This is a genomic window from Plantactinospora sp. B5E13 (assembly GCF_039871775.1).
In the GTDB taxonomy this organism is placed as follows: Bacteria; Actinomycetota; Actinomycetes; order Mycobacteriales; family Micromonosporaceae; genus Plantactinospora.
In genome coordinates this window covers 1-23,992 of record NZ_JBDPLT010000003.1, presented here as the reverse complement: position 1 = coordinate 23,992, position 23,992 = coordinate 1, and the positions used below count along the sequence as shown (strand labels likewise).

The 23,992-nt window shown below is 70.4% G+C and carries 23 protein-coding genes and 1 tRNA gene; 16 read left to right on the top strand and 8 right to left on the bottom strand.

The features are described 5' to 3' along the window. From ABGB05_RS03780 to ABGB05_RS03765, 4 genes are all read right to left on the bottom strand, one after another. On the bottom strand, positions 1–900 hold the full coding sequence (locus ABGB05_RS03780) for an ABC transporter permease (RefSeq protein ID WP_347651717.1): 900 nt from the start codon (positions 898–900) through the stop codon (positions 1–3). Beyond that, a complete protein-coding gene (locus tag ABGB05_RS03775; protein WP_347651716.1) occupies positions 897–1,862 on the bottom strand; it encodes an ABC transporter permease in 966 nt (321 codons plus the stop codon). Before ABGB05_RS03775 ends, ABGB05_RS03780 begins: the two co-directional genes overlap by 4 nt. A 63-nt stretch (positions 1,863–1,925) precedes the next feature. Next, positions 1,926–3,533, bottom strand: a complete 1,608-nt coding sequence (locus ABGB05_RS03770; protein WP_347651715.1) for an ABC transporter substrate-binding protein — start codon at positions 3,531–3,533, stop codon at positions 1,926–1,928. Then, complete coding sequence (locus ABGB05_RS03765; protein ID WP_347651714.1) at positions 3,533–4,741, bottom strand: membrane dipeptidase; 1,209 nt, start codon at positions 4,739–4,741, stop codon at positions 3,533–3,535. Before ABGB05_RS03765 ends, ABGB05_RS03770 begins: the two co-directional genes overlap by 1 nt. A 214-nt stretch (positions 4,742–4,955) precedes the next feature. Here ABGB05_RS03765 and ABGB05_RS03760 point away from each other — a divergent pair, with 214 nt between their 5' ends. Next, positions 4,956–5,990, top strand: a complete 1,035-nt coding sequence (locus ABGB05_RS03760; RefSeq protein ID WP_347651713.1) for an ABC transporter ATP-binding protein — start codon at positions 4,956–4,958, stop codon at positions 5,988–5,990. Then, the gene (locus ABGB05_RS03755) at positions 5,977–7,260 is read left to right on the top strand and encodes an ABC transporter ATP-binding protein (RefSeq protein WP_347651712.1); all 1,284 of its coding nucleotides are present in this window, start codon (positions 5,977–5,979) and stop codon (positions 7,258–7,260) included. The genes ABGB05_RS03760 and ABGB05_RS03755 overlap by 14 nt, the downstream gene beginning before the upstream one ends. Before the next feature lie 112 nt (positions 7,261–7,372). Here ABGB05_RS03755 and ABGB05_RS03750 read toward each other — a convergent pair whose 3' ends face one another. Together ABGB05_RS03750 and ABGB05_RS03745 are read right to left on the bottom strand one after the other, a co-directional pair. Next, complete coding sequence (locus tag ABGB05_RS03750; protein WP_347651711.1) at positions 7,373–7,873, bottom strand: hypothetical protein; 501 nt, start codon at positions 7,871–7,873, stop codon at positions 7,373–7,375. A 24-nt stretch (positions 7,874–7,897) separates the two neighbouring features. After that, a complete protein-coding gene (locus ABGB05_RS03745) occupies positions 7,898–8,782 on the bottom strand; it encodes a NucA/NucB deoxyribonuclease domain-containing protein (protein ID WP_347651710.1) in 885 nt (294 codons plus the stop codon). 197 nt (positions 8,783–8,979) lie between these two features. On the opposite strand from ABGB05_RS03745, the gene rsmA reads away from it, so the two are divergent. From rsmA to ABGB05_RS03720, 5 genes are all read left to right on the top strand, one after another. After that, on the top strand, positions 8,980–9,855 hold the full coding sequence (rsmA, locus tag ABGB05_RS03740) for a 16S rRNA (adenine(1518)-N(6)/adenine(1519)-N(6))-dimethyltransferase RsmA (protein ID WP_347651709.1): 876 nt from the start codon (positions 8,980–8,982) through the stop codon (positions 9,853–9,855). 84 nt (positions 9,856–9,939) lie between these two features. Next, a complete protein-coding gene (locus ABGB05_RS03735) occupies positions 9,940–10,908 on the top strand; it encodes a 4-(cytidine 5'-diphospho)-2-C-methyl-D-erythritol kinase (protein WP_347651708.1) in 969 nt (322 codons plus the stop codon). A 58-nt stretch (positions 10,909–10,966) separates the two neighbouring features. Next, on the top strand, positions 10,967–12,781 hold the full coding sequence (locus ABGB05_RS03730) for an ABC-F family ATP-binding cassette domain-containing protein (protein ID WP_347651707.1): 1,815 nt from the start codon (positions 10,967–10,969) through the stop codon (positions 12,779–12,781). A gap of 128 nt (positions 12,782–12,909) precedes the next feature. Next, on the top strand, positions 12,910–13,365 hold the full coding sequence (locus ABGB05_RS03725) for a DUF4383 domain-containing protein (RefSeq protein WP_347651706.1): 456 nt from the start codon (positions 12,910–12,912) through the stop codon (positions 13,363–13,365). 204 nt (positions 13,366–13,569) lie between these two features. After that, entirely contained in the window at positions 13,570–14,043 is a 474-nt protein-coding gene (locus ABGB05_RS03720) for a DUF4383 domain-containing protein (protein WP_347651705.1), read from the top strand. A gap of 109 nt (positions 14,044–14,152) precedes the next feature. Here ABGB05_RS03720 and ABGB05_RS03715 read toward each other — a convergent pair whose 3' ends face one another. Further along, a complete protein-coding gene (locus ABGB05_RS03715; protein ID WP_347651967.1) occupies positions 14,153–14,755 on the bottom strand; it encodes a TetR/AcrR family transcriptional regulator in 603 nt (200 codons plus the stop codon). Positions 14,756–14,979: 224 nt separating this feature from the next. Then, positions 14,980–15,951 carry an acyl-CoA desaturase gene (locus tag ABGB05_RS03710; RefSeq protein WP_347651704.1) on the bottom strand — a complete coding sequence of 324 codons (972 nt, stop codon included), beginning with the start codon at positions 15,949–15,951 and terminating at the stop codon, positions 14,980–14,982. 149 nt (positions 15,952–16,100) lie between these two features. On the opposite strand from ABGB05_RS03710, the gene ABGB05_RS03705 reads away from it, so the two are divergent. The 9 genes from ABGB05_RS03705 to ABGB05_RS03665 form a co-directional block, all read left to right on the top strand. Then, the gene (locus ABGB05_RS03705; RefSeq protein WP_347651703.1) at positions 16,101–16,868 is read left to right on the top strand and encodes a helix-turn-helix domain-containing protein; all 768 of its coding nucleotides are present in this window, start codon (positions 16,101–16,103) and stop codon (positions 16,866–16,868) included. A 12-nt stretch (positions 16,869–16,880) separates the two neighbouring features. Beyond that, a tRNA-Gln gene (locus ABGB05_RS03700) sits at positions 16,881–16,952 on the top strand. A 69-nt stretch (positions 16,953–17,021) separates the two neighbouring features. Then, positions 17,022–18,578: a bifunctional UDP-N-acetylglucosamine diphosphorylase/glucosamine-1-phosphate N-acetyltransferase GlmU gene (glmU, locus tag ABGB05_RS03695; RefSeq protein WP_347651702.1), complete on the top strand. Its 1,557-nt coding sequence runs from the start codon at positions 17,022–17,024 to the stop codon at positions 18,576–18,578. Between the two features lie 51 nt (positions 18,579–18,629). Then, entirely contained in the window at positions 18,630–19,610 is a 981-nt protein-coding gene (locus ABGB05_RS03690; RefSeq protein ID WP_347651701.1) for a ribose-phosphate diphosphokinase, read from the top strand. Positions 19,611–19,937: 327 nt separating this feature from the next. After that, positions 19,938–20,615, top strand: a complete 678-nt coding sequence (locus ABGB05_RS03685; protein ID WP_347651700.1) for a 50S ribosomal protein L25/general stress protein Ctc — start codon at positions 19,938–19,940, stop codon at positions 20,613–20,615. A gap of 130 nt (positions 20,616–20,745) precedes the next feature. After that, positions 20,746–21,336: an aminoacyl-tRNA hydrolase gene (gene pth, locus ABGB05_RS03680; protein ID WP_347651699.1), complete on the top strand. Its 591-nt coding sequence runs from the start codon at positions 20,746–20,748 to the stop codon at positions 21,334–21,336. 142 nt (positions 21,337–21,478) lie between these two features. Further along, on the top strand, positions 21,479–22,348 hold the full coding sequence (locus ABGB05_RS03675) for an inositol monophosphatase family protein (protein WP_347651698.1): 870 nt from the start codon (positions 21,479–21,481) through the stop codon (positions 22,346–22,348). A gap of 179 nt (positions 22,349–22,527) precedes the next feature. Then, positions 22,528–23,439, top strand: coding sequence for a sulfate adenylyltransferase subunit CysD (gene cysD, locus ABGB05_RS03670; protein ID WP_347651697.1), 912 nt, complete (start codon positions 22,528–22,530; stop codon positions 23,437–23,439). Beyond that, a partial coding sequence (locus tag ABGB05_RS03665; protein WP_347651696.1) for a GTP-binding protein occupies positions 23,439–23,992 on the top strand: 554 nt, incomplete at its 3' end. The genes cysD and ABGB05_RS03665, both read left to right, overlap by 1 nt.

Below are 23,992 nucleotides of genomic sequence, written 5' to 3'. Positions count from 1 at the left end.
TCACCTCGTCCGGGGGTTGCGGGCGTCGTTGTACGCCACGGCGAGCAGGGTGGTGGCCACCACCAGCAGCAGGATGGCCAGGGAGGGGAAGAGCGTGGTCCACCAGGCGGTGGCCAGCGACCCGGAGCGCTGCGCCTGGTGCAGGATCGTCCCCCACGACCAGCTGTTCGGGTCACCGAGACCGAGGAACGACAGCCCGGCCTCGGAGAGCACCGCCCGGGAGGTGGTCAGCACCACCGATACCGCGACCACCGGAGCCACCCCCGGCAGCACGTGCTTGCGGATCACCCACAGGTGCGAGCCGCCGATCACGTGCGCCGCGGAGACGTACGGCATCGGCACCACGGCCAGCCCCTGGGAGCGGACCACCCGGGCCACCTCGGGCCAGCTGAACACCGCGATCACCACGACCAGGGTCGGTACGCTCGGCCCGGCCAACGCCGCGACCAGGATCATCAGCGGCAGCACCGGCAGCGACAGCGAAACGTCGACGATGATGCCGAGCAGCAGGTCGGCGGGGCGGAAGTACGCGGCGAGCACCCCGACCAGCACCCCGATCACGATCGCCAGCAGGCTGGCGGCCAGGCCGACCACGATGCTGACCCGGGTGCCCCAGACCACCTGGGCGAAGACGTCCCGCCCCAGGTCGTCGGTGCCGAACCAGTGCCCGGCGCCGGGGCCGGCGAGCACCTCCTCGCCGTACCCGGAGGGGTAGTCGGCGATCAGCGGCGCGGCGAGCGCGACCACGCCGAGCAGCACCAGGATCCCGGCGCTGACCAGACCCAGCGGGTTGCGCCGGAACGCCTGCCAGGTCTGCCGGCCGACCGACTCCGACGGCGGCAGCGCGGTGGTGGCCGCCGGCGTGGTGCCGGCCGCCTCGGGCGGGACAACAGTCGTCATGACGTACGCACCCTCGGGTCGAGTAGTCCGTAGGCGAGGTCGGTGAGCAGGTTGGCGGCGATGACCGCGAAGGCGAGCATCAGGAACGCGCCCTGCAGCACCGGGAAGTCGAGTTGGCCGACCGCCTCGAAGATGGCCCGGCCCACCCCCGGGTACGCGTAGATCGACTCGGTGAGCACCGCGCCGCCGACCAGGAAGCCGAGCTGCAGGCCGACCAGTGTGGTGGTCGGCAGCAGCGCGTTGCGCAGCGCGTGCCGCCACACCACCTTCCGGTTCGGCAGTCCCTTGGCCCGGGCCAGCGTGCAGTAGTCCTCGCCGAGGGCGTCGATAAGCGTGCTGCGCAGGGTCAGCACGTACGAGCCGAGCTGCACCAACACCAGTGACAGACAGGGCAGGATCAGGTGTACGGCGATGCTGCCGTACGCGGCCAGCCCGTAGACGTCGTCGTCCATCGCCCCGCCGATCGGCAGCAGCCCGAGCTGGACGCCGAAGACGTACAGCAGCAGGACGCCGACGCTGGGGATGAAGAGCGACTGGCCGGTGATGCCGCCGACCTGGATCAGCCGGTCCAGGAAGCCCCGGGCCCGGGTGGCGGCGACCACGCCGAGCGGGATGCCGAGCGCGACGGTGACCACCAGTGCGCTGCCGGCCAGCAGCAGGGTCCAGGGCAGCCGTTCCAGCAGGATGTCCAGGACCGGCTGGTTCTGCCGGAACGACACCCCGAGGTTGCCGTGTACGAGCTGCACCAGGTACTCCCAGTACTGCACCGCCAGCGGCCGGTCCAGTCCGTAGTCGTGCAGCAGTTCGGCACGCAGTTCCGCGGTCATCCCGGGGTCGGCGATCGCCAGGGCCGGGTCGCCGGGCAGGAGTCGGAGCAGGAAGAACGTCACCGTCACCGCGAACCACATGGTGAGCAGGCCGCGGAGCAGTCGACGTAGGACAAACCGTGCGCCAGCGGGCATGGTTAACTCCCTCCGGGAGTGGCAGGAAGGGCCCCTGTCGCAGCAGGGGCCCTTCCTGACAGGTCAGCCGGCCGTGGCCTGGGCCAGCGAGACGGGGTTGACGATGGAGAGCAGCTCACTCGGCTGGACCAGGAAGTTGGACCACTTCGCCGAGTGCGCGATCGTGAACTCCTCGACGTAGAGCACGTTGTCGTACACCTTGTCGGAGATGATCTTCGCGGCCTGCTGGATCGGTGCCTTCTGGCCGGCCTGGTCCAGCTGCGACCGGGACTGGTCGATCAGCCGGTCCAGCTCCGGGTCGCAGGCGTTGGCGTAGTTGATGAAGCCGTCGCACTTGAAGGCCAGGGCCAGGTTGGCCGGCGGGTTCTCCATGATCGCCCAGGAGCCGGCGTAGATGTCGTAGTCCCGGGCGGTGTACTTCTCCACGTACGTGTTGCGCTCCAGGCCCTCCAGCTTGATCTCGATCCCGGCCTCCTTGCTGGAGTCCCGGACCAGCTGCGCCCACTTGGAGATGTTTGGGTCCGCCTGGTCGTAGATCATCCGCAGGCTGAGCCCGTCGAAGAGCCCGTCACCGTTGCCGTCGGTGAAACCCGCCCCGGTGAGCAGCTGCTTCGCCTTCGCCGGGTCGTACGTGTACTCCTTGGCGCTCGGGTCCTGCCACTGCTTGAGCGTCGGGGTGAGCACCGAGGAGTTCGACGAGACCGCCTTGCCCTGCAGCGCCACCCGGCGGATCGCCTCGTAGTCGACGGCGGCGGCCAGGGCCTGGCGCACCTCCAGCCGGTCCAGCGGCTTGCGCTTGGTGTTGTACTGCATGTGCGCCCAGCCGAGCGACGGCACGCTGACCAGTTTGATCTTGCTGTCGCCCTCCAGCGTCTTGGCCAGCGGCGGCGGCAGTGCGTTCGCGATCAGGTCGACGTCACCGTTGCGCAGCGCGAGGGCCTCGGTGTTGACGTCCGGGAAGACCCGGAAGACGACCTCCTTGGTCTTCGGGCCGCCCGGCACCAGCGGGAAGTTCTCCACCCGCTGCAGCACGTAGCGCTGGCCCCGCTCGACGGTGGTCAGCTTGTACGGTCCGGCCGACACCCAGTCTTTGTCGTTGGCGAACTTCTGTACGCTGCCGACCTTGCTGAAGACGTGCTCCGGCACGACCGGCATCCAGAAGCCGACGTTCTCCAGGAACGTCCCGTCCGGCTGGGAGAGCTGGAACTCGATCTCCGTCGGCGAGATCACCGTGGACTTCTGGTACGACGAGATCAGCCCGGCGACGACACCGATCTTCTCCTTGGCGACCGCGTCGATGGTGAACGCCACGTCGTCGGCGGTCACCTTCTCCCCGTCGCTCCAGGTGAAGTCGTCCCGCAGGGTCACCTTCGCCTTGCGTCCGCCGTCGAGGTACTCCCACTTGGTGGCCAGGTACGGCTGGCGTACGCCGTCCATCCCCATGCTCATCAGCCGGGGGTACATCAGGTTCGTCACCCAGGTGTCGGTACGGCTGTTGCCGACCAGCGGGTTGTAGTTGAGCACGTCGGCGGTGGTGCCGATGGTGATCCGGTCGGCGGAGCCGCCACCACCGGAGGCGCTGTCGGGGTTGCTGGGGGCACAGGCGGTCGCCGCCAGCCCTATCGAGAGCGTGCCCACCGCCACGGCGAGGGCGCGCCGGATTGTTCGCATCAGTGCCAGACCTCCTCAAGGACGCGCAGAATGTTGCCCCCCAGGACCTTGGTGATCTCGTCGTCCGAGTAGTCGTGGCTGACCAGCCAGGAGACGATGTTCCAGTAGCACTCGGCCGGGTTCTCCAGCCCGTCCACGTACGGCACCCGCGGGTGGTCGACGTGTCCGTGTGCCTCGGCGATGGACAGGTGCGCGGCGAAGGTGTCGTGCAGTCCGACGTGGTCGCCGAAGAGGGTGTCCGGCCCGAACGCGACGTGGTCGATGCCGACCAGTTCGACGCAGTGGACGAAGTGGTCCATCACGGATTCGAGGCTGTGCCGGGGGTGGGCCGGGGAGAGGGTGGTGTGCGGCGCGGCCTCCAGGCCGATCACCCCGCCGCGCTCGGCGCAGGCCCGGATCACCTCGTCGGGCTTCATCCGGTTGGTCGGCCAGACGGTCCGGGACCCGGCGTGGGTGATGAAGATCGGCTTTGTCGAGGCGGCGATGACGTCGAGCGAGGTGCGGTCGCCGGAGTGTGAGACGTCGATCGCGATGCCGAGCTTGTTCATCCGGCGTACGGCCTTCTCGCCGAAGTAGGTCAGGCCGCCGTCCGAACGCTCCTTGAGCCCGCTGCCGAGGGTGTTCGCCTCGCTGTAGGCGATGCCCATCTGCCGGACGCCGAAGCCGTAGAGCATGTCGAGCCGGTCCAGCTCGTTCTCGATCATGGTGGCCGCCTCGGTCGCCACCACCAGACCCATCCGTCCGGTCTCGTGCGCGTGGTGGATGTCGGCCAGCCGCTCGACCTTGATCAGGTAGTCCTGGTGGGCAAGGTCGGACAGGCGCATGCCGATGTCGGCGATGACGTCGGTCCACTTCCAGCCCATCTGGCTGGTCACGCAGCAGGTGCCGTCCATCATGTTGTCGAAGACCGCGGTCATGCCGGAGCGGGCGAGCCCGGCGTACCCGGTGTGGTGCCGCGCGGTCCGGTTGTAGTCGACGGTCTCCCGGATGTTGTCCGGGAAGACCGACGGGTGGTCGTGCAGCGAGATCACGATGTTGTCGGTGAGCAGCCCGCGGACCCGGTCCTGCTGCGGTTCCGACAGCGAGAAACCCTGGTACGCCGGCACCCGGCCGAGTTCCGGGGCGAGCTTGAACTCGCGGTAGTCGGTGCCTGGCTCCAGGTAGCTGTAGGACGTGTATCCGGTGTAGCCGGTGGCCGGGTCGAGCACGCCGGTGCCTCCTTCGGTCTGGGTCCCGGGGTCGGGGCGCGCGGCGGATTCCGGCACGCGGTCGGCTCCAGGTGTGGATTGTCGGCGATGTGGCTGGAGAGATTGCCAGGATCAGGCGCAGCGTGTCAACATGTTGTCTACTTCCGGCGGGAATCCGGGATCCGATGCCAGAAATCGTTACGGCGGGAAACAACACGGAAATTCGGGAGGTGTAGTGACGACTGCGGCAACCGGCGGGCAGGGCGCACCGGACGCGGAGAAGACCGCCGCGCTCCGGGTCCGGAACCTGGACGTCACCTTCACCAGCCGTCGCGGCGAGGTTCCGGCCGTCCGCGGCGTCGACCTCGACATCAACGCCGGCGAGGTGCTGGCACTGCTCGGCGAGTCCGGCTCCGGCAAGTCGGTCACCGCCCGCACCGTGATGGGCCTGCTCGACGGGCCCGGGGTACGGATCAGCGCCGACGAGGTACGGGTCGCCGGACACGACCTGAACACCCTGCCCCCCGACCGGGTCCGGGCGTTGCGCGGCGAGACCATGGCCCTGGTCTTCCAGGACGCGCTCTCCGCGCTCAACCCGGTGCTCTCCATCGGCGACCAGCTCGGCGAGGTGTTCCGGATCCACCGCAAGCTCTCCCGCCGGGCCGCCCGGGCCGAGGCCGTCGAACTGCTCCGGCTGGTCGGCATCCCGGCCCCGGACCGCCGGGTACGCGACTACCCGCACCAGTTCTCCGGCGGTATGCGCCAGCGGATCCTGATCGCGATGGCGGTGGCCCTCGGCCCCCGGCTGCTCATCGCCGACGAGCCGACCACCGCACTCGACGTCACCGTGCAGGCGCAGATCCTCGAACTCGTCGACCGGCTGCGCGCCGAACTCGGGATGGGTGTCCTGCTGATCACCCACGACCTCGGGGTGGCCGCCGAGATCGCCGACCGGGTCGCGGTGATGTACGCCGGCCGGATCGTCGAGACCGGCACCGTGACCGAGGTGCTGGACGGGCCGGCGCACCCGTACACCGCCGCCCTGCTGCGCTCCGTACCGGACCTGGAACAGCCGGGCGACCGGCTGCGGCCGATCCCGGGCAGCCCGCCGAACCTGCTCGCGCTCCCCACCGGCTGCGCCTTCCACCCGCGCTGCGACCGGGTCGGCGCCCAGTGTCCGACCGACCGGCCGCACCGCCGGGCGCTCACCGCACCGGGTCGGACCGCCGCCTGCCACTACGCCGAGGAGGCCGTTGATGCCACCGTCTGACCACCCGGCCGGTCCGGACCGCACCTGGGCCGGTGCCGCCTCCTCCGCCGGTCGGGGTGCCGCCGGACCGGCCGGGTCCGACCCGGCGACCAGCCCGGCCACCGCCGATTCGGCCGCGCACCCCGCCGGGCGCCCGACCGCACTCTCCGCCGGGCGCCCGACCGCACTCTCCGCCGGGCGGCCGACCGCACTCTCCGCCTCCGCCGGTCCGGCCACCGCCGGACCGCTGACCAGCACCGGTACGCCCACCCGGGGCGAGCCGCTGTTGGTCGCCACCGAACTGCGCAAGTCGTACCGGGCCGGACGCAGCCTCGGCAGCCGGTCCCGGGTGCACGCGGTGGACGGGGTCGACCTGACCGTCGCCGCCGGGGAGACCCTCGGCGTGGTCGGCGAGTCCGGCTGCGGCAAGTCCACCCTGGCCCGGCTGCTGGTCGGCCTGGAACGGCCGGACACCGGCCAGGTCCGCTACGCCGGGCAGGACGTCAGCGCCGCCCGGGGCGGCCGCCGCCGCGACCTTCGCCGCGCCGTGCAGATGGTCTTCCAGGACCCGGTCACCTCGCTGAACCCTCGGATGCCGATCCTGGACGTCATCGCCGAGCCGCTCGACGTGCACAGACTCGCCCGGGGCGCCGCCGCCCGCCGGGACCGGGTCGCCCAACTACTGGAGATGGTCGGCCTGGCGCCGGACATGATGCGCCGCTTCCCGCACGAGTTCTCCGGCGGACAGCGGCAGCGGATCGGCATCGCCCGCGCCCTGGCCACCGAACCCCGGGTGATCGTCTGCGACGAGCCGGTCTCCGCCCTCGACGTCTCGGTGCAGGCCCAGGTGGTCAACCTGCTCGCCGAACTGCAGGAGCGGCTCGGCATCGCCCTCGTCTTCATCGCCCACGACCTCGGCGTGGTACGCCACGTCTCGCACCGGGTCGCGGTGATGTACCTGGGCCGGCTCGCCGAACTCGGGCCGGCCGCCACGGTCTACCAGGAGCCGGCCCACCCGTACACCCGGGCACTGCTCGGCTCGGTACCGGTCCGGCACCCACGCGAGCGGGGACGCCAGCGGATCGTGCTCGCCGGTGACCCGCCCAGCCCGGTCGACCTGCCGACCGGCTGCCGCTTCCACACCCGCTGCCCGATCGCCCAGGACGTCTGCCGCCGGGAGGAACCGGCGCTCCGGCCACCCGGCAGCGATGCGGCGGACACCCACGCGGACGCCCACGTCGCGGCCTGCCACTTCGCCGGCACCGCCGTTGCCGTGGCCAGCCCGGCCTGACCCGTGGCTCGGCCGTGGCGCCGGCCAGGGAACACGACAGCGCCCCGCCACCCGGTACGGAGCGGGTGGCGGGAGCGCGGAGGAGCGGTGAACCGGTGGGCAGAACAATCTGTCAGCCGGAGCTGCCACGCATCCGTTCGCCGAACTCGTCCGTGGCCTTGTGTACCAACAGGTGGCCGACGCTGCCGGGCCACACGCTGATGTGGTGTTCTTCTACGCTCGTGTACGGGTTCTTGTTGGCCGGGTCGTCCCGGTTACGGGCGCGGAATCGGATTCGGTAGTCACCCGGACCAGTGTGGCTGAGCACCGGAAAGCCTTCGGCGGGCCGCCCTCCGAAGGTGTGGAGGCGGGTGTCGCCCACCTCCGTCCGGTAGTCGACGTCGACGATCTCGTCCCATTCCGCCATGGACAGGGGCGGCTCGTCGTCGTACAGCTCCACCGTGCAGTGGATGTTTCCGGTATTCGTGCCACAACTGATCGTTATTCCGCCGCCCCTGCCGAGGGTGGCCAGTCCGGTGTCCTCACCGTACGGCGGGTACGGCGACTGATCCGCGTCGTGCAGGTAGTACTGCAACTCGGAGACGTGGACGTAGCCGCTGTGCCGGGAGATCATGAGCGTTCTCCGATTGGGGTCGGGTCATGAGAGATACGGGTCCACCCAGAACGGTTCGCCGTCGAGCACCCGCTGGTGCTGGAAGAAGTCACTCATCACTCCGCCCTGAACCCGCTGGTCCCCGGAAGATACGGACGCCCGGCTGGAGTTCGGGCCACCCTGGTAGGAGTGGGCGAACGGGTATTCGTCACACTCCTCGCCCGCGCGGACGTGGGTCGTGACTGCTCCAATGCCGGAATGGGGCATGGTCGGCTGGTATCCCGTCGAGCAGCCGGCGTTGCTCTTGTAGGTGACGCGGTCGCAGCGTACCCCCTGTGACTGGTACACCCACGGATCGGGAAGTTCGATGAATTCCTCGTGGTCGATGGTCCAGGAGTGGAGTTGCCCGGCGAGCGCCATGCTGCCCTCGGCGACGGTGGACGTGGCGCTGTAGGTGAAGGTGACGGGATCGCCGCGGTCGAAGGGGGTGTAAGCGGTGTCCAGGCTTCCGCTGCAGCCGTACGAACAGTAGCTGTGCAGCTCGACCGCCATCTCGTCGTCATCTTCCATGAGGCCCTCGGATTCGCCCCGCGTGATGACGACCTGGTTGGTGATCGCGAGGCTGTTCCAGCGGACCTGCACCTGGTGCTGCAGGTTGAAGTAGGTTCGCCCCAGCTCCGCCCCGGAGATGATGTCGACGAGTCCGATGTACGTGTTGTAGTTCAGGCAGCCTTCGAATCTCCTCGTCCGCCATTGCGGCGAACTTGACGCGCACCAGTCCGGCACCGCCGCGGCATCCACCGACGACAGCCCCGCCCCCGCGGGCAGATACGGCCCGAAGCAGGCCACCCGCGTCCTGCCCGGCTGTGCGGACTGTCGCAGGCTCGGCAGTTGCGTGCGGAGGCTCGCGCAGTTGGCGGCATCGGCCATCGGATTAGATTGTGATGGATCTCTCAGCTCGGACCGAAGGCTCCCGACCGGTCCGCAGACCGCCCGGCCTGATCCGCGATCGAGGCGGCGCAACGACCGAGGCTCGTCGCCGCCGGGCAGCACGGCGCTTCGACACCGGACCGGAACCGTCGCCCGGTGGACTGACCGGGCTCCGGCGACCCGTACGCTGTCACAGCGTGGCCGTAGACCTGCTCGGCCCGGCGGAGATCCGGGAACTCGCCGCCCGCCTGGGCGTCGCGCCGACGAAGAAGCTCGGCCAGAACTTCGTGCACGACCCGAACACCGTGCGGCGGATCGTCACCGCCGCCGGCCTGACCCCGGCCGACGTGGCGCTGGAGGTGGGACCCGGGCTCGGCTCGCTCACCCTCGGGCTGCTGCCGGTCGCCGGGCACGTGCACGCCGTCGAGATCGACCCGACCCTGGCCCGGGCCCTGCCCGAGACGGCGGCCCGGCACGCCGGACCGGACGACGCCGCCCGGCTCACCGTGCACCCGGCCGACGCGCTGCGGATCACCGCCGCCGACCTCGGTGAACCGGCACCGACCGCGCTGGTCGCGAACCTGCCGTACAACGTCGCGGTGCCGGTCGTCCTGCACCTGCTCGCCGAACTGCCGAGTCTGCGGCACGGCCTGGTGATGGTGCAGAAGGAGGTCGCCGACCGGCTCACCGCCGGCCCCGGTTCGAAGACCTACGGCATCCCGTCGGTGAAACTCGCCTGGTACGCCGACGCCCGCCCCGCCGGCCGGGTGCCGCCGAACGTCTTCTGGCCGGTCCCGAACGTCGACTCCGGCCTGGTCGCCTTCACCCGACGGGAACCGCCCCGGGACGACGTACCAAGAAAAAAGGTCTTCGCGGTGGTCGACGCGGCGTTCGCGCAGCGTCGGAAGACCCTGCGGGCCGCGCTGGCCGGCTGGGCCGGCAGCGCGGACCGGGCGGCGGCGGCGATCGTCGCGGCCGGCGTCGACCCCGGCGCCCGGGGCGAGTCGCTGACCGTCCAGCAGTTCGCCGCGATCGCCGCGTCGGCTCCGGGACCGGTACCGGGCGTTGAGTAGGCTGACGGCGAGTCCCCACGAGGAGGTGTACGCGATGACGGCGCAGCCGGTCGAGGCGTGCCCGCGCGTCCGGGACATCACCCGGTGACCGAGGCGTGGGGTCCCGACGACGAGGACGAGCGGCCCCGTCGGCGGCCACCCGGCCCGGTCCGGGTCCGGGTCCCGGCGAAGATCAACCTGCACCTCGGGGTCGGCCCGCTGCGGCCGGACGGCTTCCACGAGCTGAACACCGTCTACCAGGCGATCTCGCTCCACGACGAGCTGACCGCCCGGCGCGGCGACACCCTCACCCTGACCATGGAGGGCGAGGGCGCCGGTGAGCTGGCGCTGGACGAGACGAACCTGGTGATCCGGGCGGCCCGGGCGCTGGCCGCGTACGCCGGAGTGCCGGCGTACGCCCGGCTGCACCTGCGCAAGCAGATCCCGCTCGCCGGCGGCCTCGCCGGCGGCAGCGCCGACGCGGCCGCCACCCTGGTCGCCTGCGACGCGCTCTGGGGCACCGAACTCTCCCGCGACGAACTCGCCCGGATCGCCGCCGGGCTCGGCTCCGACATTCCGTTCCTGGTGTACGGCGGCACCGCGCTCGGCACCGGCCACGGCGAGACGATCAGTCCGATCCTGGCCCGTCCGGTCACCTGGCACTGGGTGGTGGCGGTCGCGGACGGCGGTCTCTTCACCCCGGCCGTCTATCGGGAACTGGACCGGCTCCGGGCCGACCACGCCGCACCGCCGCCGCTGCGCAACGCCGACGCGCTGCTCGCCGCGCTGCGCGGCCGGGACCCGGCGCGACTCGGCCGGGCGCTCGGCAACGACCTGCAGGCCGCCGCCCTGGCGCTGCGTCCCGCCCTGACCGAGACGCTGAAGGCCGGCGAGGCGGCCGGCGCGCTCGCCGGCATCGTCTCCGGATCCGGCCCCACCTGCGTCTTCCTCGCCCCGGACGCCGCCGAGGCGGACCGGATCGCGGCCGAGTTGCGCGCCTCCGGCACCTGCCGGGACGCGCTGGCCGCGTACGGGCCGGTGCCCGGCGCCCGGACCGGCACAGCGGCCGGATGACGCCCCGGTACGGGAGCCGGATGACAGCCCGCCCCCGCCCGTGACTACGGTCTGAGCCATGGCCAACATCGTCAACCTGGACCGGGTCTCCAAGGGCTACGGCGCGGCGGGGCAACTGCTCACCGACGTCTCCCTCGGCCTCGACGACACGGACCGGATCGGGGTCGTGGGGCTCAACGGCGCCGGCAAGTCGACCCTGCTGCGGTTGTTGACCAAGGCGGAGGAGCCGGACAGCGGCCGGGTGACGCACCGCCGTGACCTGCGGCTCGCCTGGCTGCCGCAGACCCTCACCCTCGACCCGGACGCCACCGTACGGGACGTGGTCCTCGGCACCGCCTGGTTGGACGAGGGCTTCGGCGCCGAACACGAGTGGGCCGGTGACGCCGGGGTGCGGTCGATCCTCGACGGGCTCGGCATGCCGTACCTCGGTCTGGACCAGCCGGTCGGGCCGATGTCCGGTGGCGAACGGCGGCGGGTGGCGCTGGCCGCGCTGCTGGTCCGGACCGCCGACCTGGTGGTGCTGGACGAGCCGACCAACCACCTGGACGTGGCCGGGGTCGACTGGCTGGCCCGACACCTGGTCGGCAAGCGCGGCGCGCTGGTGGTGGTCACCCACGACCGGTGGTTCCTGGACGCCGTCTGCACCGCCACCTGGGAGGTCGCCGACCAGACGGTACGCAGCTACGACGGCGGCTACGCCGCCTGGACACTGGCCCGGGCGGAACGGGAACGGGTCGCCGCGGCCACCGAGGCCCGCCGGCAGAACCTGCTGCGCAAGGAGATCGCCTGGCTGCGCCGCGGCCCGCCGGCCCGGACCTCGAAGCCGCGGTTCCGGATCGAGGCGGCGAACGCGTTGATCGCCGACGTGCCACCACCCCGGGACTCGGTGTCGCTGCAGCGGCTGGCCACCGCCCGGCTCGGCCGCCAGGTGTACGACCTGACCGACGTGACCCTGAAGGCGGGGGAGAAGCTGATCCTGGCGGACCTCACCTGGCAGGTCGGCCCCGGCGACCGGATCGCGATCGTCGGCGCCAACGGGGCCGGCAAGACCACCCTGCTCCGGCTGCTCGCCGGCACCCGGGAACCGGACCAGGGGCAGGTGAAGGTCGGCTCCACGGTCCGGACCGCGTACCTGTCGCAGGAGCTGGCCGAACTCCCCGGCGAGCTGCGGGTGCTGGAGGCGGTCGAGGAGGTGGCCCGCCGGGTCGTCTTCGGCGACCGGGAGATCGCCGCGTCCCAGCTCGCCGAGATGTTCGGCTTCGACGACCGACGGCTCTGGACGCCGGTCTCCGACCTCTCCGGTGGGGAGCGCCGGCGGCTGCAGCTGCTCCGGCTGCTCGCCGCCGAACCGAACGTGCTGCTCTTCGACGAACCGACGAACGATCTGGACACCGACACCCTGGCCGCGCTGGAGGACCTGCTCGACTCCTGGCCCGGTACGTTGATCGTCGCCAGCCACGACCGCTATCTCGTCGAACGGGTCACCGACGTGGTGTACGGCATGTTCGGCGACGGGCAGCTGGTGCACCTGCCCGGCGGCATCGAGGAGTACCTGGCCCGGGCCCCCGGCCACACCACGCCGGGGCGGAACCGGGCTGGCGAGGCCCCGGCCGTGGCAACGGCTCCGGACCGGGCCGGCACCGGCCTCTCCGGCGGTGAACTGCGAGCCGCCCGCAAGGAGCTGACCCGGCTGGAGCGGCAGATCAGCAAGCTGGAGCAGCGGGAGGCGACCCTGCACGACCAGCTCGCCACGTACGCGACCGACTACAACAAGGTCGCCGAACTCGACGGCCAGCTCCGGGCGGTACGGGCCGAACGGGAGCAGACCGAGGAGGCCTGGCTGGCCCTGGCTGACCAGGTGCCGGAGAGCTGACCGGGGCGGTCGCCGGCGACCCGACTGTTGCCGGCGACACGGCACCGGGGGTGTCCGGCGCCGGGTGTACGGCATACGGGAGAATCTGCCCCGACCCTGACTCGTACGGCGTTGGAGGCTCTGACACCATGGCGCACTTCCCCGTCAACCACCCCGCGCGGCCGGTGTACCGGGTGATCGCCGGGCTGACCGCTCTCTACCTGGTGGCCTTTGGTGCCCTCGGTGTGCTGGAGACCAGCGGCAACGAACTCCTCGCCCAGGATGACACCCTGGTGCTGGGCCAGGGCACCAATCTCGGCAACTCGCTGCTTTCCGTGGTGCTCGGGGTGCTCATCCTGCTCGCCACGGTGATCGGCCGCAACGTCGACACGTTCGCCAACAAGTGGCTCGGCTACCTGTTGATGGCGCTCGGCCTCGCCACCCTCGCCACCCTGCGCACCGACGCGAACTACCTCAACCACAGCGTGGCGACGTCGGTCGTCAGCATGGTCATCGGCATGGTGCTGCTGGTCGCCGCCATGTACAGCAAGGTCGGCTCCGACGAGGAGCACAAGGCCTGGCAGCAGGCCCGCCTGGTGCTCTGACCCGTCAGGACGCTGATCCGTCGGCCGGTCGGTGCGACTGCCGACCGGTCGGTGCTGTTCCGCTGGGCGGTCGTGCTGCCGCCGGCTCCTCGACACCGCCGCCGGCCGGCCCCGGTCGGCGGCGAATCTCCATTCATCAGGCGATCCCCCTCGCGTTGGGCGACAATCACCTAGGAAGCCGCCCAATCACCCCGAGGGGGAGCCATGGCGCACATTCCGGTCAATCACCCGGCCCGGCCGGTCTACCGGGCGATCGCCGGGCTCGTCGCGCTCTACATCCTGGCGTTCGGAGTCTTCGGGCTCTTCGAGACGGCCGACGACGACCTGTTCAGCCGGGCCAGCCACTGGGTCCTCGGACTCCGGACCAACCTGGCGTTCTCCCTGGTGTCGGTGGTCTTCGGGCTGGTGGTGCTCTTCGGCACGATCCACCGGGGCAACCTCGGACACCTGATGAACCTCGCGGCCGGGGTGGTCTTCCTGGTCACCGGCCTGGTGATGATGAGCGTGCTGCAGACCGAGGCGAACATCCTCAACTTCTCGATGTCCACGGTCATCGTGTCCCTGATCTTCGGCCTGCTGTTCCTCGCCACCGGCCTGTACGACAAGATCGGCCCACCGGCGCACGCCGAAGAGGAGGAGGAACTCCGGGACAGCACGTCGGCCCGCCCGGGTCGCTGAGATCGACAGGAGCGGCGCCGGGTACCGGGTGGGGCCGGGTGACCCGCGACGGGATCAAGCCTGACCGCCCAGAGCGGGGCACCCGGCCCCACCCCAGGCGCCCGGCGAGTCAGCGGGTCCGGCGGGTCAGCAGGGTCGGCTTGGCCTCGAGGTGGGACAGGCCGTTCCAGGCCAGGTTGACCAGGTGCGCCGCCACCGTCTCCTTGCGCGGCTTGCGTACCTCCAGCCACCACCGGCCGCTCAACGCCACCATGCCGACCAGGGACTGCGAGTAGAGCTCGGCGAGCTTCGGGTCGTAGCCGCGCGTCTTGAACTCGGCGCCCAGGATGTGTTCCACCTGGTGCGCAACGTCGTTCATCACGCTGCTGAAGGTGCCGGTGGCGGAGAGGACCGGGGACTCCCGGACCAGCACCCGGAATCCGTCGGTCTCCTCCTCGATGTAGTCGAGCAGGGCCAGCGCCGCCTGTTCCAGCAGTTCGCGGGGGTGGCCGGCGGTCAAGGCGGCGGCGACCCGGTCGAGCAGGGCGCGTACCTCGCGGTCGACCACCACCGCGTAGAGGCCTTCCTTGCCACCGAAGTGCTCGTAGACGACCGGTTTGGAGACCTTCGCCCGGGCCGCGACCTCCTCTATCGAGGTCGCGTCGAAGCCGCGCTCGGCGAACGCCTGCCGTCCGATGGCGATCAGTTGTTCCCGACGCTGCGCCGCGGACATCCGTACCCGGGAACCGGTCTTGGCCGGTGGGGGCGCTGCGGCCGGGAGCTGCCGGCGGGCGGCGCCACGGCCGGTGCCGGGGTGCTCTGTCACCGCGTCATCCCGCTGCCGTCCCGTGCTGCCGCGTCGACCTGTGTTGTCCCGGGTGGTGCCCTCGCTGCGCTCGGTCACCTGGCCATCCTGCCAGGCAGATGCCAGGGCGGGACGGCCAGGCGCGGCGGCGGTCACTGCGACGGGGTCGTTTTGACGAGTTTCGCGGCGATCCGCTCGGGCTTCGGCCACCGTACGTCGTACGCCGCGCCGGTCTTCTCGAAGATCCAGATCGCCCGGGCGGTGATGTCGACCTGCCCGCGTAGTACGCCGTGCCGGGCGCAGGTCGGGTCCGCGTGGTGCAGGTTGTGCCAGCTCTCGCCGAAGGACAGGATCGCCAGCGGCCAGAAGTTCGCCGCCCGGTCACCCTGACGCATCTCGAACGGCCGCTCGCCGTAGACGTGGCAGACCGAGTTGATCGCCCAGGTGATGTGGTGCAACAGCGAGACCCGGACCAGACCGGCCCAGAAGAACGCGGTGAGGGCACCCTGCCAGGACCAGGTGACCAGGCCGCCAACGGCCGCCGGGGCGAGCAGCGAGAGTGCCACCATCAGCGGGAAGAGCCGGTCGACCCGGTTGATGTCCTTGTCGGCGAGCAGGTCCGGGGCGAACCGCTCGCGGTTGGAGAGTTCCCGCTTGAACAGCCAGCCGACGTGTGCGTGGAACAGGCCCTTGGTCAGACCCCAGACGCTCGAACCGAACCGCCACGGCGAGTGCGGGTCGCCCTCCAGGTCGGAGAAGGCGTGGTGCCGGCGGTGGTCGGCGACCCACTGGATGATGCTGCCCTGGATGGCGAGGGACCCGGCGACCGCCAGGGTGACCCGCAGCCAGCGCTTGGCCTTGAAGGATCCGTGGGTGAAGTAGCGGTGGAAACCGACCGTGATGCCGAGCCCGGCCACCACGTACCAGACGGCCGCGATCGCGACGTCGGTCCAGGTCAGCCATCCGCCCCAGGCCACCGGTACGGCGGTGAGCAGGGCGATGAAGGGGATGGTCACGAAGCACCAGAGGGCGAAGAGGATGCCCTTGGACTGGACGCCTTCGGTGAGCGGCTTGGGGCCCTTTTTCACACCGGAGGCCGGCGGTTCGAGCAGGACAGACGACATGGCACCTCGCTGAAGCGTAGGGGGTGATCGGTAACTTACGCCTACGTCACCGTAACCTACGCCCTCGTAGTCTGCCATGGATCCCAACCTGAAATTCCGCTGTCAGTCATCGACCGACCTTGTCGTACGCCAGTCCTAATCTGCTGGTCATGGTCGATTCTCTGGTACCCGGGGAGCGGGCTGCGAAACGGGGACACCGGAAGCCGGAGTTGCGCGCCCGCGCGGTCGGGTTACGCGGCGAGGGCTGGTCGGTGCCGCAGATCGCGGCGGAGTTGGGCGTCGCGAAGTCGACGGCGTACCAGTGGGTCAGGCACCTGCCGCGCGATGTTGATCCGGTGGTCGCCGCCGAGCGGCGACGGGCCCACTCGCGGCGCTTGGTAGATGCGCGGTGGTCAACGCACCGGGCCGTCCGAGATGCGGCGCAGGCCCGCTGCCACGCCCGAGCGGCTGCTGAGATCGGCGAGTTGGATCGAAGGGATCTCCTGCTTCTCGGGGCGGCCATCTACTGGTCCGAAGGGACCAAGTCGAAGCCTTGGCGCCGGGATGACCGGGTGGTCATCATCAACAGCGATGTCGGGTTGCTCAGGATCTTCCTACGCTTCCTGTCCGCGTGCGGCGTCGATCGAAACGTTCCGACCTATCGGCTGAGCATCCATGAGACGGCCGATGTCGAGGCAGCGCAGCGGTGGTGGCAGGACACGTTGGAGTTGCCTGCGGACCGCTTCCAACGGGCGACCCTGAAGCGCCACCGGCCGAAGACGGTCCGACGCAACACCAATGACGCGTACCGTGGATGTTTGATCATCAATGTGCCGCGGAGCCGGGAGCTCTACTGGCGGATCGAGGGGATCATGGCCGCCCTCGGCCGCACTGCCGCCGAGGGGGTGGGGCGAGTCGACGGCGAGGCGCTAGGCTAACCATGCGCACCTTCGGCCGTGGTGTAATTGGCAACACCCAAGATTTTGGTTCTTGTGTTTCAGGTTCGAGTCCTGGCGGCCGAGCTGTACCCTATGTCCGCTCCCCTGGGCGTCTCTCCGGAGCGAGTGAGCTGACCGCGTGGCGCGGTTAGCATGAGGCCGCAGACTGCCACCCATCCCGACGGGAGCAACCTCGTGTCCCAGTCCCGCCTCCGCACCGTCGTCGTCCTCGCCGCCGGTGAGGGCAAGCGGATGAAGTCGGCGCTACCCAAGGTGTTGCACCCGATCCTGGGGCGTACGCTGCTCGGCCACGTCCTGGCGGCCGCCGCGTCGCTCCGGGCGGACCGCACCCTGGTGGTGGTCGGCCACGGCGCCGACCAGGTGACCGCCCACCTCGCCGGGGTCAGCCCCGACGCCGAACCGGTGCTGCAGGCCGAGCAGCGGGGGACCGGCCACGCGGTGCGTACCGCACTGGAGAGCGTGCCGGAGTCCGGCGGCACCGTGGTCGTGCTCAACGGTGACGTGCCGCTGCTGCGTCCGGAGACGGTCGCCGGGCTGGTCGAGGCGCACGAGTCGGCCGGGGCGGCGGCGACCGTACTGGCCGCCGAGGTCACCGACCCGACCGGGCTGGGCCGGATCGTCCGGGGCCCGGGCGGCGGGCTGGAGCAGATCGTCGAGGAACGGGACGCGAGTCCCGCCCAGCGGGCCGTCCGGGAGATCAACGCCGGCATCTACGCCTTCGACGCGGCGCTGCTCCGCAACGCGCTGGGCAAGCTCTCCACCGACAACGACCAGGGCGAGGAGTACCTCACCGACGTCTTCGGTCTGCTCGTCGCGGCCGGTGAGACGGTGGCGGTGCACCTGGCGCCGGACGCCGTCGAGACCCTCGGCTGCAACGACCGGGTGGAGCTGGCGGCACTGCGCCGACTGCTGCGCGACCGGGTCAACGAGGGCTGGATGCGGTCCGGGGTCACCCTGCTCGACCCGGACACCACCTGGATCGACGTCACCGTGACCCTGGAACGGGACGCGGTGGTCGACCAGAACAGTCAGTTGCAGGGGGCGACCACGGTCGGCGCGGGCGCCACGGTCGGCCCGGACACCACGCTTGTCGACACCACCGTCGGGGCCGGCGCCACGGTGCTGCGGACCCACGCGGTCGGCGCGGAGATCGGCCCGGAGGCGAGCGTCGGCCCGTACGCGTACCTGCGGCCGGAGGCGACGCTGCGGCGCAAGGCGAAGGTCGGCACCTTCGTCGAGGTGAAGAAGTCCGAGATCGGTGAGGCGGCCAAGGTCCCGCACCTGAGCTACGTCGGTGACGCCACCATCGGGGCTCGGGCCAACATCGGGGCCGCCACGATCTTCGTCAACTACGACGGGGTGGCGAAGAACCACACCACGGTCGGCGAGGCGGCCTTCGTCGGCTGTGACACCAGCCTGATCGCCCCGGTCGAGGTGGGTGCGGGCGCGTACATCGCGGCGGGTAGCGCGATCACCAAGGACGTACCGCCGGGAGCGCTCGGGGTCACCCGGGCCCCGCAACGCAACGTCGAGGGCTGGGTGCTGCGGCGACGGGCCGGCACGAGGTCCGCCGAGGCGGCGGAGCGTGCCGTACGGCAGGCGGGCGACGCAAGCGAAGGTGAGGCACTCCACGGGCCGTCCGTTGCGGGTGGCATCGACCCGGCGGCGGGGGATACTGCAACCGAATAGTCTCTGGCCCAACGCCGGGTGACCCACCGACAAACGGGAGCAGACGAGCCGATGGGCAGCATCGTCGCCGAAAATCGTAAGAGTCTGATGCTCTTCTCCGGCCGGGGATTTCCGGAACTGGCAAAGGAGATCGGTGAGGTGCTCGGCGTGGCGCCGACCCCCGCCGACGCGTACGAGTTCGCCAACGGCGAGATCTTTGTGCGGTTCAAGGAGTCGGTACGTGGTTCCGACGCCTTCGTCGTACAGTCCGTCACGCACGGTGTGAACAAGTGGGTCATGGAGACCCTGATCATGATCGACGCCCTGAAGCGGGGTTCGGCCAAGCGGATCACCGTGGTGCTGCCGTTCTACCCGTACTCGCGGCAGGACAAGAAGCACCGGGGCCGGGAGCCGATCTCGGCCCGGCTGGTCGCCGACCTGATGAAGACGGCGGGCGCCAACCGGATCCTCACCGTCGACCTGCACACCGCACAGATCCAGGGCTTCTTCGACGGGCCGGTGGACCACCTCTTCGCCATGGACATCCTGGCCGAGTACGTGCAGCGCAAGTACGCCGGTCGACCGATGACCGTGGTGGCACCCGACTCCGGCCGGGTACGGGTGGCCGAACGCTGGACGGACCGGCTGGGCGGCTGCCCGCTGGCCTTCATCCACAAGACCCGGGACCCACTCAAGCCGAACCAGGTGGTGGCCAACCGGGTGGTCGGGGACGTCGAGGGTCGGGTCTGCCTGATCGTCGACGACATGATCGACACGGGTGGCACCATCTGCAAGGCCGCCGAGATCCTGCACGAGTCGAAGGCGGCGGACGTGATCGTCGCCTCCACCCACGCGCTGCTCTCCGACCCGGCGACCGAACGGCTGAAGAACAGCCGGATCAGCGAGGTGGTGGTGACCAACACCCTGCCGCTGCCGCCGGAGAAGCAACTCGACAAGATCACGGTGTTGTCGATCGCGCCGCTGCTGGCCCGGGCTATTCGTGAGGTGTTCGACGACGGTTCGGTGACCACGCTCTTCGGCGGTCTCAGCTGACGGTACGCCGCCGATTCGCCGTTTTTTCCGCTCCGGGCCGGCTGCTCATCGCCGCGGCCCGGAGCGATCCCTTTTTGCGATTCCTGCGACGACCGGCTGCCCAGGTGGGGACCGCCTGAAGCCCGGATCGTGGTTCGGGTAGACTGGTGCGGTTGCCACGGCGAGGGTGCCCTGCGGGCCGCTGAGCAAAGCGCCGCACGGACGTACCGTCATCGACGCGGTGCTCCGGGCAGTGGCCACCACGCAAGCGCCCCAGCGAGCCCCTCGCCCAGCACCGCCAATCGCCAGCCGACGTAGCGCCGCAGTGACCGTATCAGGAGTCTTCCCGTGTCCGAGGTAAAGATCAGCGCCGAGCCCCGTACCGAGTTCGGCAAGGGTGGTGCCCGTCGTACCCGCCGGGCCGGAAAGGTGCCCGCCGTGCTGTACGGCCACGGCGAGAAGCCCAAGCACATCGCGCTCCCCGCGCGTGAGTTCGCCGCCGCCATCCGGCACGGTGGCGCCAACCAGCTGTTCGCGATCGAGATCAGCGACGGCACCCAGGCCCTCGCCCTGCCGAAGGCCATCCAGCGTGACCCGATCAAGGACACCCTGGAGCACATCGACCTGATCCTGGTCCGGCGAGGCGAGAAGGTCACCGTCGACGTTCCGGTGCAGCTCACCGGCGAGCCGGCGAAGGACACCCTGGTCGTGCACGAGAGCAACACCCTCTCGGTGACCGCCGAGGCCACCCACCTGCCGGAGGGCTTCGAGGTCTCGATCGAGGGCTTCGAGGCGGGCTCCCAGGTGACCGCCGCCGACGTACGGCTGCCGCAGGGCGTCGAGCTTGTCGCCGACCCGGGGCTGATCATCGCGCTGGTCACCCAGGCGCCGACCGCGGAGCAGATGGCCGCCGAGGCCGGCGAGGAGCCGACCGAGGAGGCCGAGGAAGAGGCCGCCGAGGGCGAGGGTGCCGAGGAGACCGAGGGCGCCGAGGCCGAGGGCGAGGCCGCTCCGGCCCAGGCCTGACCGACATCGGTGTGACAGGCGCCCCCGACGCGGTCGGGGGCGCCTGTTTCCGTATCACGGCGGCGCGGCGGGTTTCCGGACCACCCGGCAGGCGGTGCGGTGGCCGGGACGGCAGTACAAGGAGAAGGAGATGGCGGACGAGGCTCAGCCGTGGCTGCTGGTCGGGCTCGGCAACCCCGGCAAGGAGTACGCACGACACCGGCACAACGTCGGGTTCATGGTCGCCGACCTGCTCGCCGACCGGGTCGGTGCGAAGTTCGGCCGGCACCGGCGGGCGGTCGCGGAGGTGGCCGAGGGGCGCCTCGGCTTCGGCGGGCCCAAGCTGGTGCTGATCAAGCCGTTGACGTACATGAACCTTTCTGGTGGGCCGGTGGCGGCCCTGGCGCAGTTCTACAAGGTGCCGCCGGCGCAGGTGGTCGCGGTGCACGATGAACTCGACATCCCGTACGGGCAACTGCGGGTGAAATGCGGTGGCGGCGAGGGCGGGCACAACGGGCTCCGCTCGATGTCGAAGTCGCTCGGGACGAAGGACTACGTCCGGGTCCGGTTCGGCATCGGCCGCCCGCCGGGGCGGCAGGACCCGGCGGACTTCGTACTCTCCGACTTCTCCTCGGTGGAGCGCAAGGAACTGGAGTTCCTGGTCGACCGGGCGGCGGACGTGGCGGAGGCGGTGGTCACCCGCGGCGTGGAGTGGGCGCAGAACGCGTACCACGGCGGCTGAACGCACGGGCCGCCCGGTGTGGCGGACCGGGTGGCGCCTCTTCGACCCGTACGGCCGGTAGTCTTTTGCCGCGGGTGAGGAGGCTGACAGTGACCGAGCTGTATCCGACGGCCGGCGGTGCCGGTGGACCGGGAGCGCGCTGATGGCCGCGCCCCCCGTGATCGACGGCGCCTTCGCCCGCTGGTTGGCCGGCCGGGCCGGTCAGGCGCTGCTGGACCTGCGGGCCGAACTGGGGTACGCCGACCCGGGCGCCCTGAAGGCGGCCGGTGACAAGCTCTCGCACGACCTGCTCCGCGCCGAGTTGGCCCGTTGGCGGCCGGCGGACGCGGTGCTGTCCGAGGAGGACGAGGGTTCGCGGCTGGCCTGGAGCGCCGACGCGGACGCGGAGTCGCAGGTGGCGCCTCGGATGCGGGCCGACCGGGTCTGGATTATCGACCCGCTGGACGGCACCCGGGAGTTCGCCGAGGAGGGCCGGTCGGACTGGGCCGTGCACGTGGCACTCTGGGCCCGACGGGCGGGGACGCCGCACGGGCTGGTCGGCGGGGCGATCGGCCTGCCGGCGCAGCACCGGGTGCTCGCCACCGACCAGCCTCCGGCGTACCCGCCGCTGAATTTCGGCGTGGCGACCGGGCGGACCGGGACCGGTGGCGTGGACGGGACCGGCCGGCGGATCCGGGTGGCGGCGAGCCGCAGCCGGCCGCCGGCGTTCCTTGCCGACCTGGCCGAGGAGCTTGGCGCCGAGCTGGTGCCGATGGGTTCGGCGGGTGCGAAGATCGCCGCGGTGATCGGCGGTGAGGTCGACGCGTACGTGCACGCCGGCGGCCAGTACGAGTGGGATTCGGCGGCACCGGTCGCGGTGGCGACGGCCACCGGACTGTTCGCTTCCCGTATCGACGGATCCGCGCTGGAATACAACAAGGCCGATCCTCGGCTCCCCGACCTCGTGGTCTGTCGTAAGGATCTTGCTTCCCGGTTGCTCGCAGCGCTGCAGCACCATCTCCGGGTACCCTAGGTCGGGCCTCGTGACTTGACCGATCTGAAAGGTCTGGAAATCGGATGGGCGAGCAGCGTAGCGGAGTGACGGCATGAGCGAGCGCAGCGAGCGAATCGGCAGGTGCAGCGCGGATGAGGCTCATGACGGCGCGGAGCGTAGCGGAGTGACGGCATGAGCGAGCGCAGCGAGGCGACGGCATGAGCCAGCCGGCCGCGTACCGGGTGTCGCATCTGGACGCTCTGGAAGCCGAGAGCGTTTTTGTCGTTCGTGAGGTTGTGGCGGAGTTGGAGCGGCCGGTGTTGCTCTTCTCCGGGGGCAAGGACTCGATCGTCATGCTCAGGTTGGCGGAGAAGGCGTTCGCGCCGGCCCGGATTCCGTTTCCGGTGATGCATGTCGACACCGGGCACAATTTTCCGGAGGTGTTGACGTACCGGAACCGGCGGGTGGCCCAGATGGGGCTGCAGTTGGTGGTGGCGAGTGTGCCGGAGGCTCTGGAGTCGGGGCTGGTGCGGGAGTCGGCGGACGGGATGCGGAACCGGATCCAGACTCCGGTGTTGTTGGACGCGGTGGAGAAGTACCGGTTCGATGCGTTGTTCGGTGGGGCGCGGCGGGACGAGGAGAAGGCGCGGGCCAAGGAGCGGGTGTTCAGTTTCCGGGACGATTTCGGTCAGTGGGATCCGAAGAACCAGCGTCCGGAGCTGTGGGCGTTGTACAACGGTCGGCATCATCCGGGTGAGTCGATCCGGGTGTTCCCGTTGTCGAACTGGACCGAGTTGGATGTCTGGCACTACATCGCCCGGGAACGGTTGGAGTTGCCGTCGATCTACTACGCGCATCAGCGTGAGGTGGTGGAGCGGGACGGCATGTTGTATGCGGTGAACGAGTTCGTGCGGCCTCGGGCGGGGGAGGTGCCGTTCGCCGCGCGGGTGCGGTACCGCACCGTTGGTGATGCTTCCTGCACGGCTGCGGTCCGCTCGGAGGCGGACACCGTGGAGAAGGTGATCGAGGAGGTGGCGGCGACCCGGGTCACCGAGCGTGGGGCGACCCGGGGTGACGACCGGGTGAGCGAGGCGGCCATGGAAGACCGTAAGCGGGAGGGGTACTTCTGATGACGGCCAGCGTGCTTGCGACCGAGGCTCGGGCGATGGACCTGTTGCGGTTCGCCACCGCCGGTAGTGTCGACGACGGTAAGTCGACGTTGATCGGCCGGCTGCTGTATGACACGAAGTCGTTGTTCACCGACCAGTTGGCGGCGGTGGAGGCGGTCAGCAGTGCCCGGGGTGACGAGTACACGAACCTGGCGTTGTTGACCGACGGGTTGCGGGCCGAGCGGGAGCAGGGCATCACGATCGACGTGGCGTACCGCTACTTCGCGACCCCCCGGCGGAAGTTCATCATCGCCGACACTCCGGGGCACATCCAGTACACCCGGAACATGGTGACCGGGGCGTCGACGGCGGATCTGGCGTTGATCCTGGTCGACGCCCGTAAGGGGCTGGTCGAGCAGTCCCGTCGGCACGCGTTCCTGTGCTCGTTGCTGCGGGTGCCGCACCTGGTGCTCTGCGTCAACAAGATGGACCTGGTCGACTGGTCGCAGGAGGTGTTCGAGCGGATCGCCGACGAGTTCACCGCGTTCGCGGCCAAGTTGGAGGCGCCGGACCT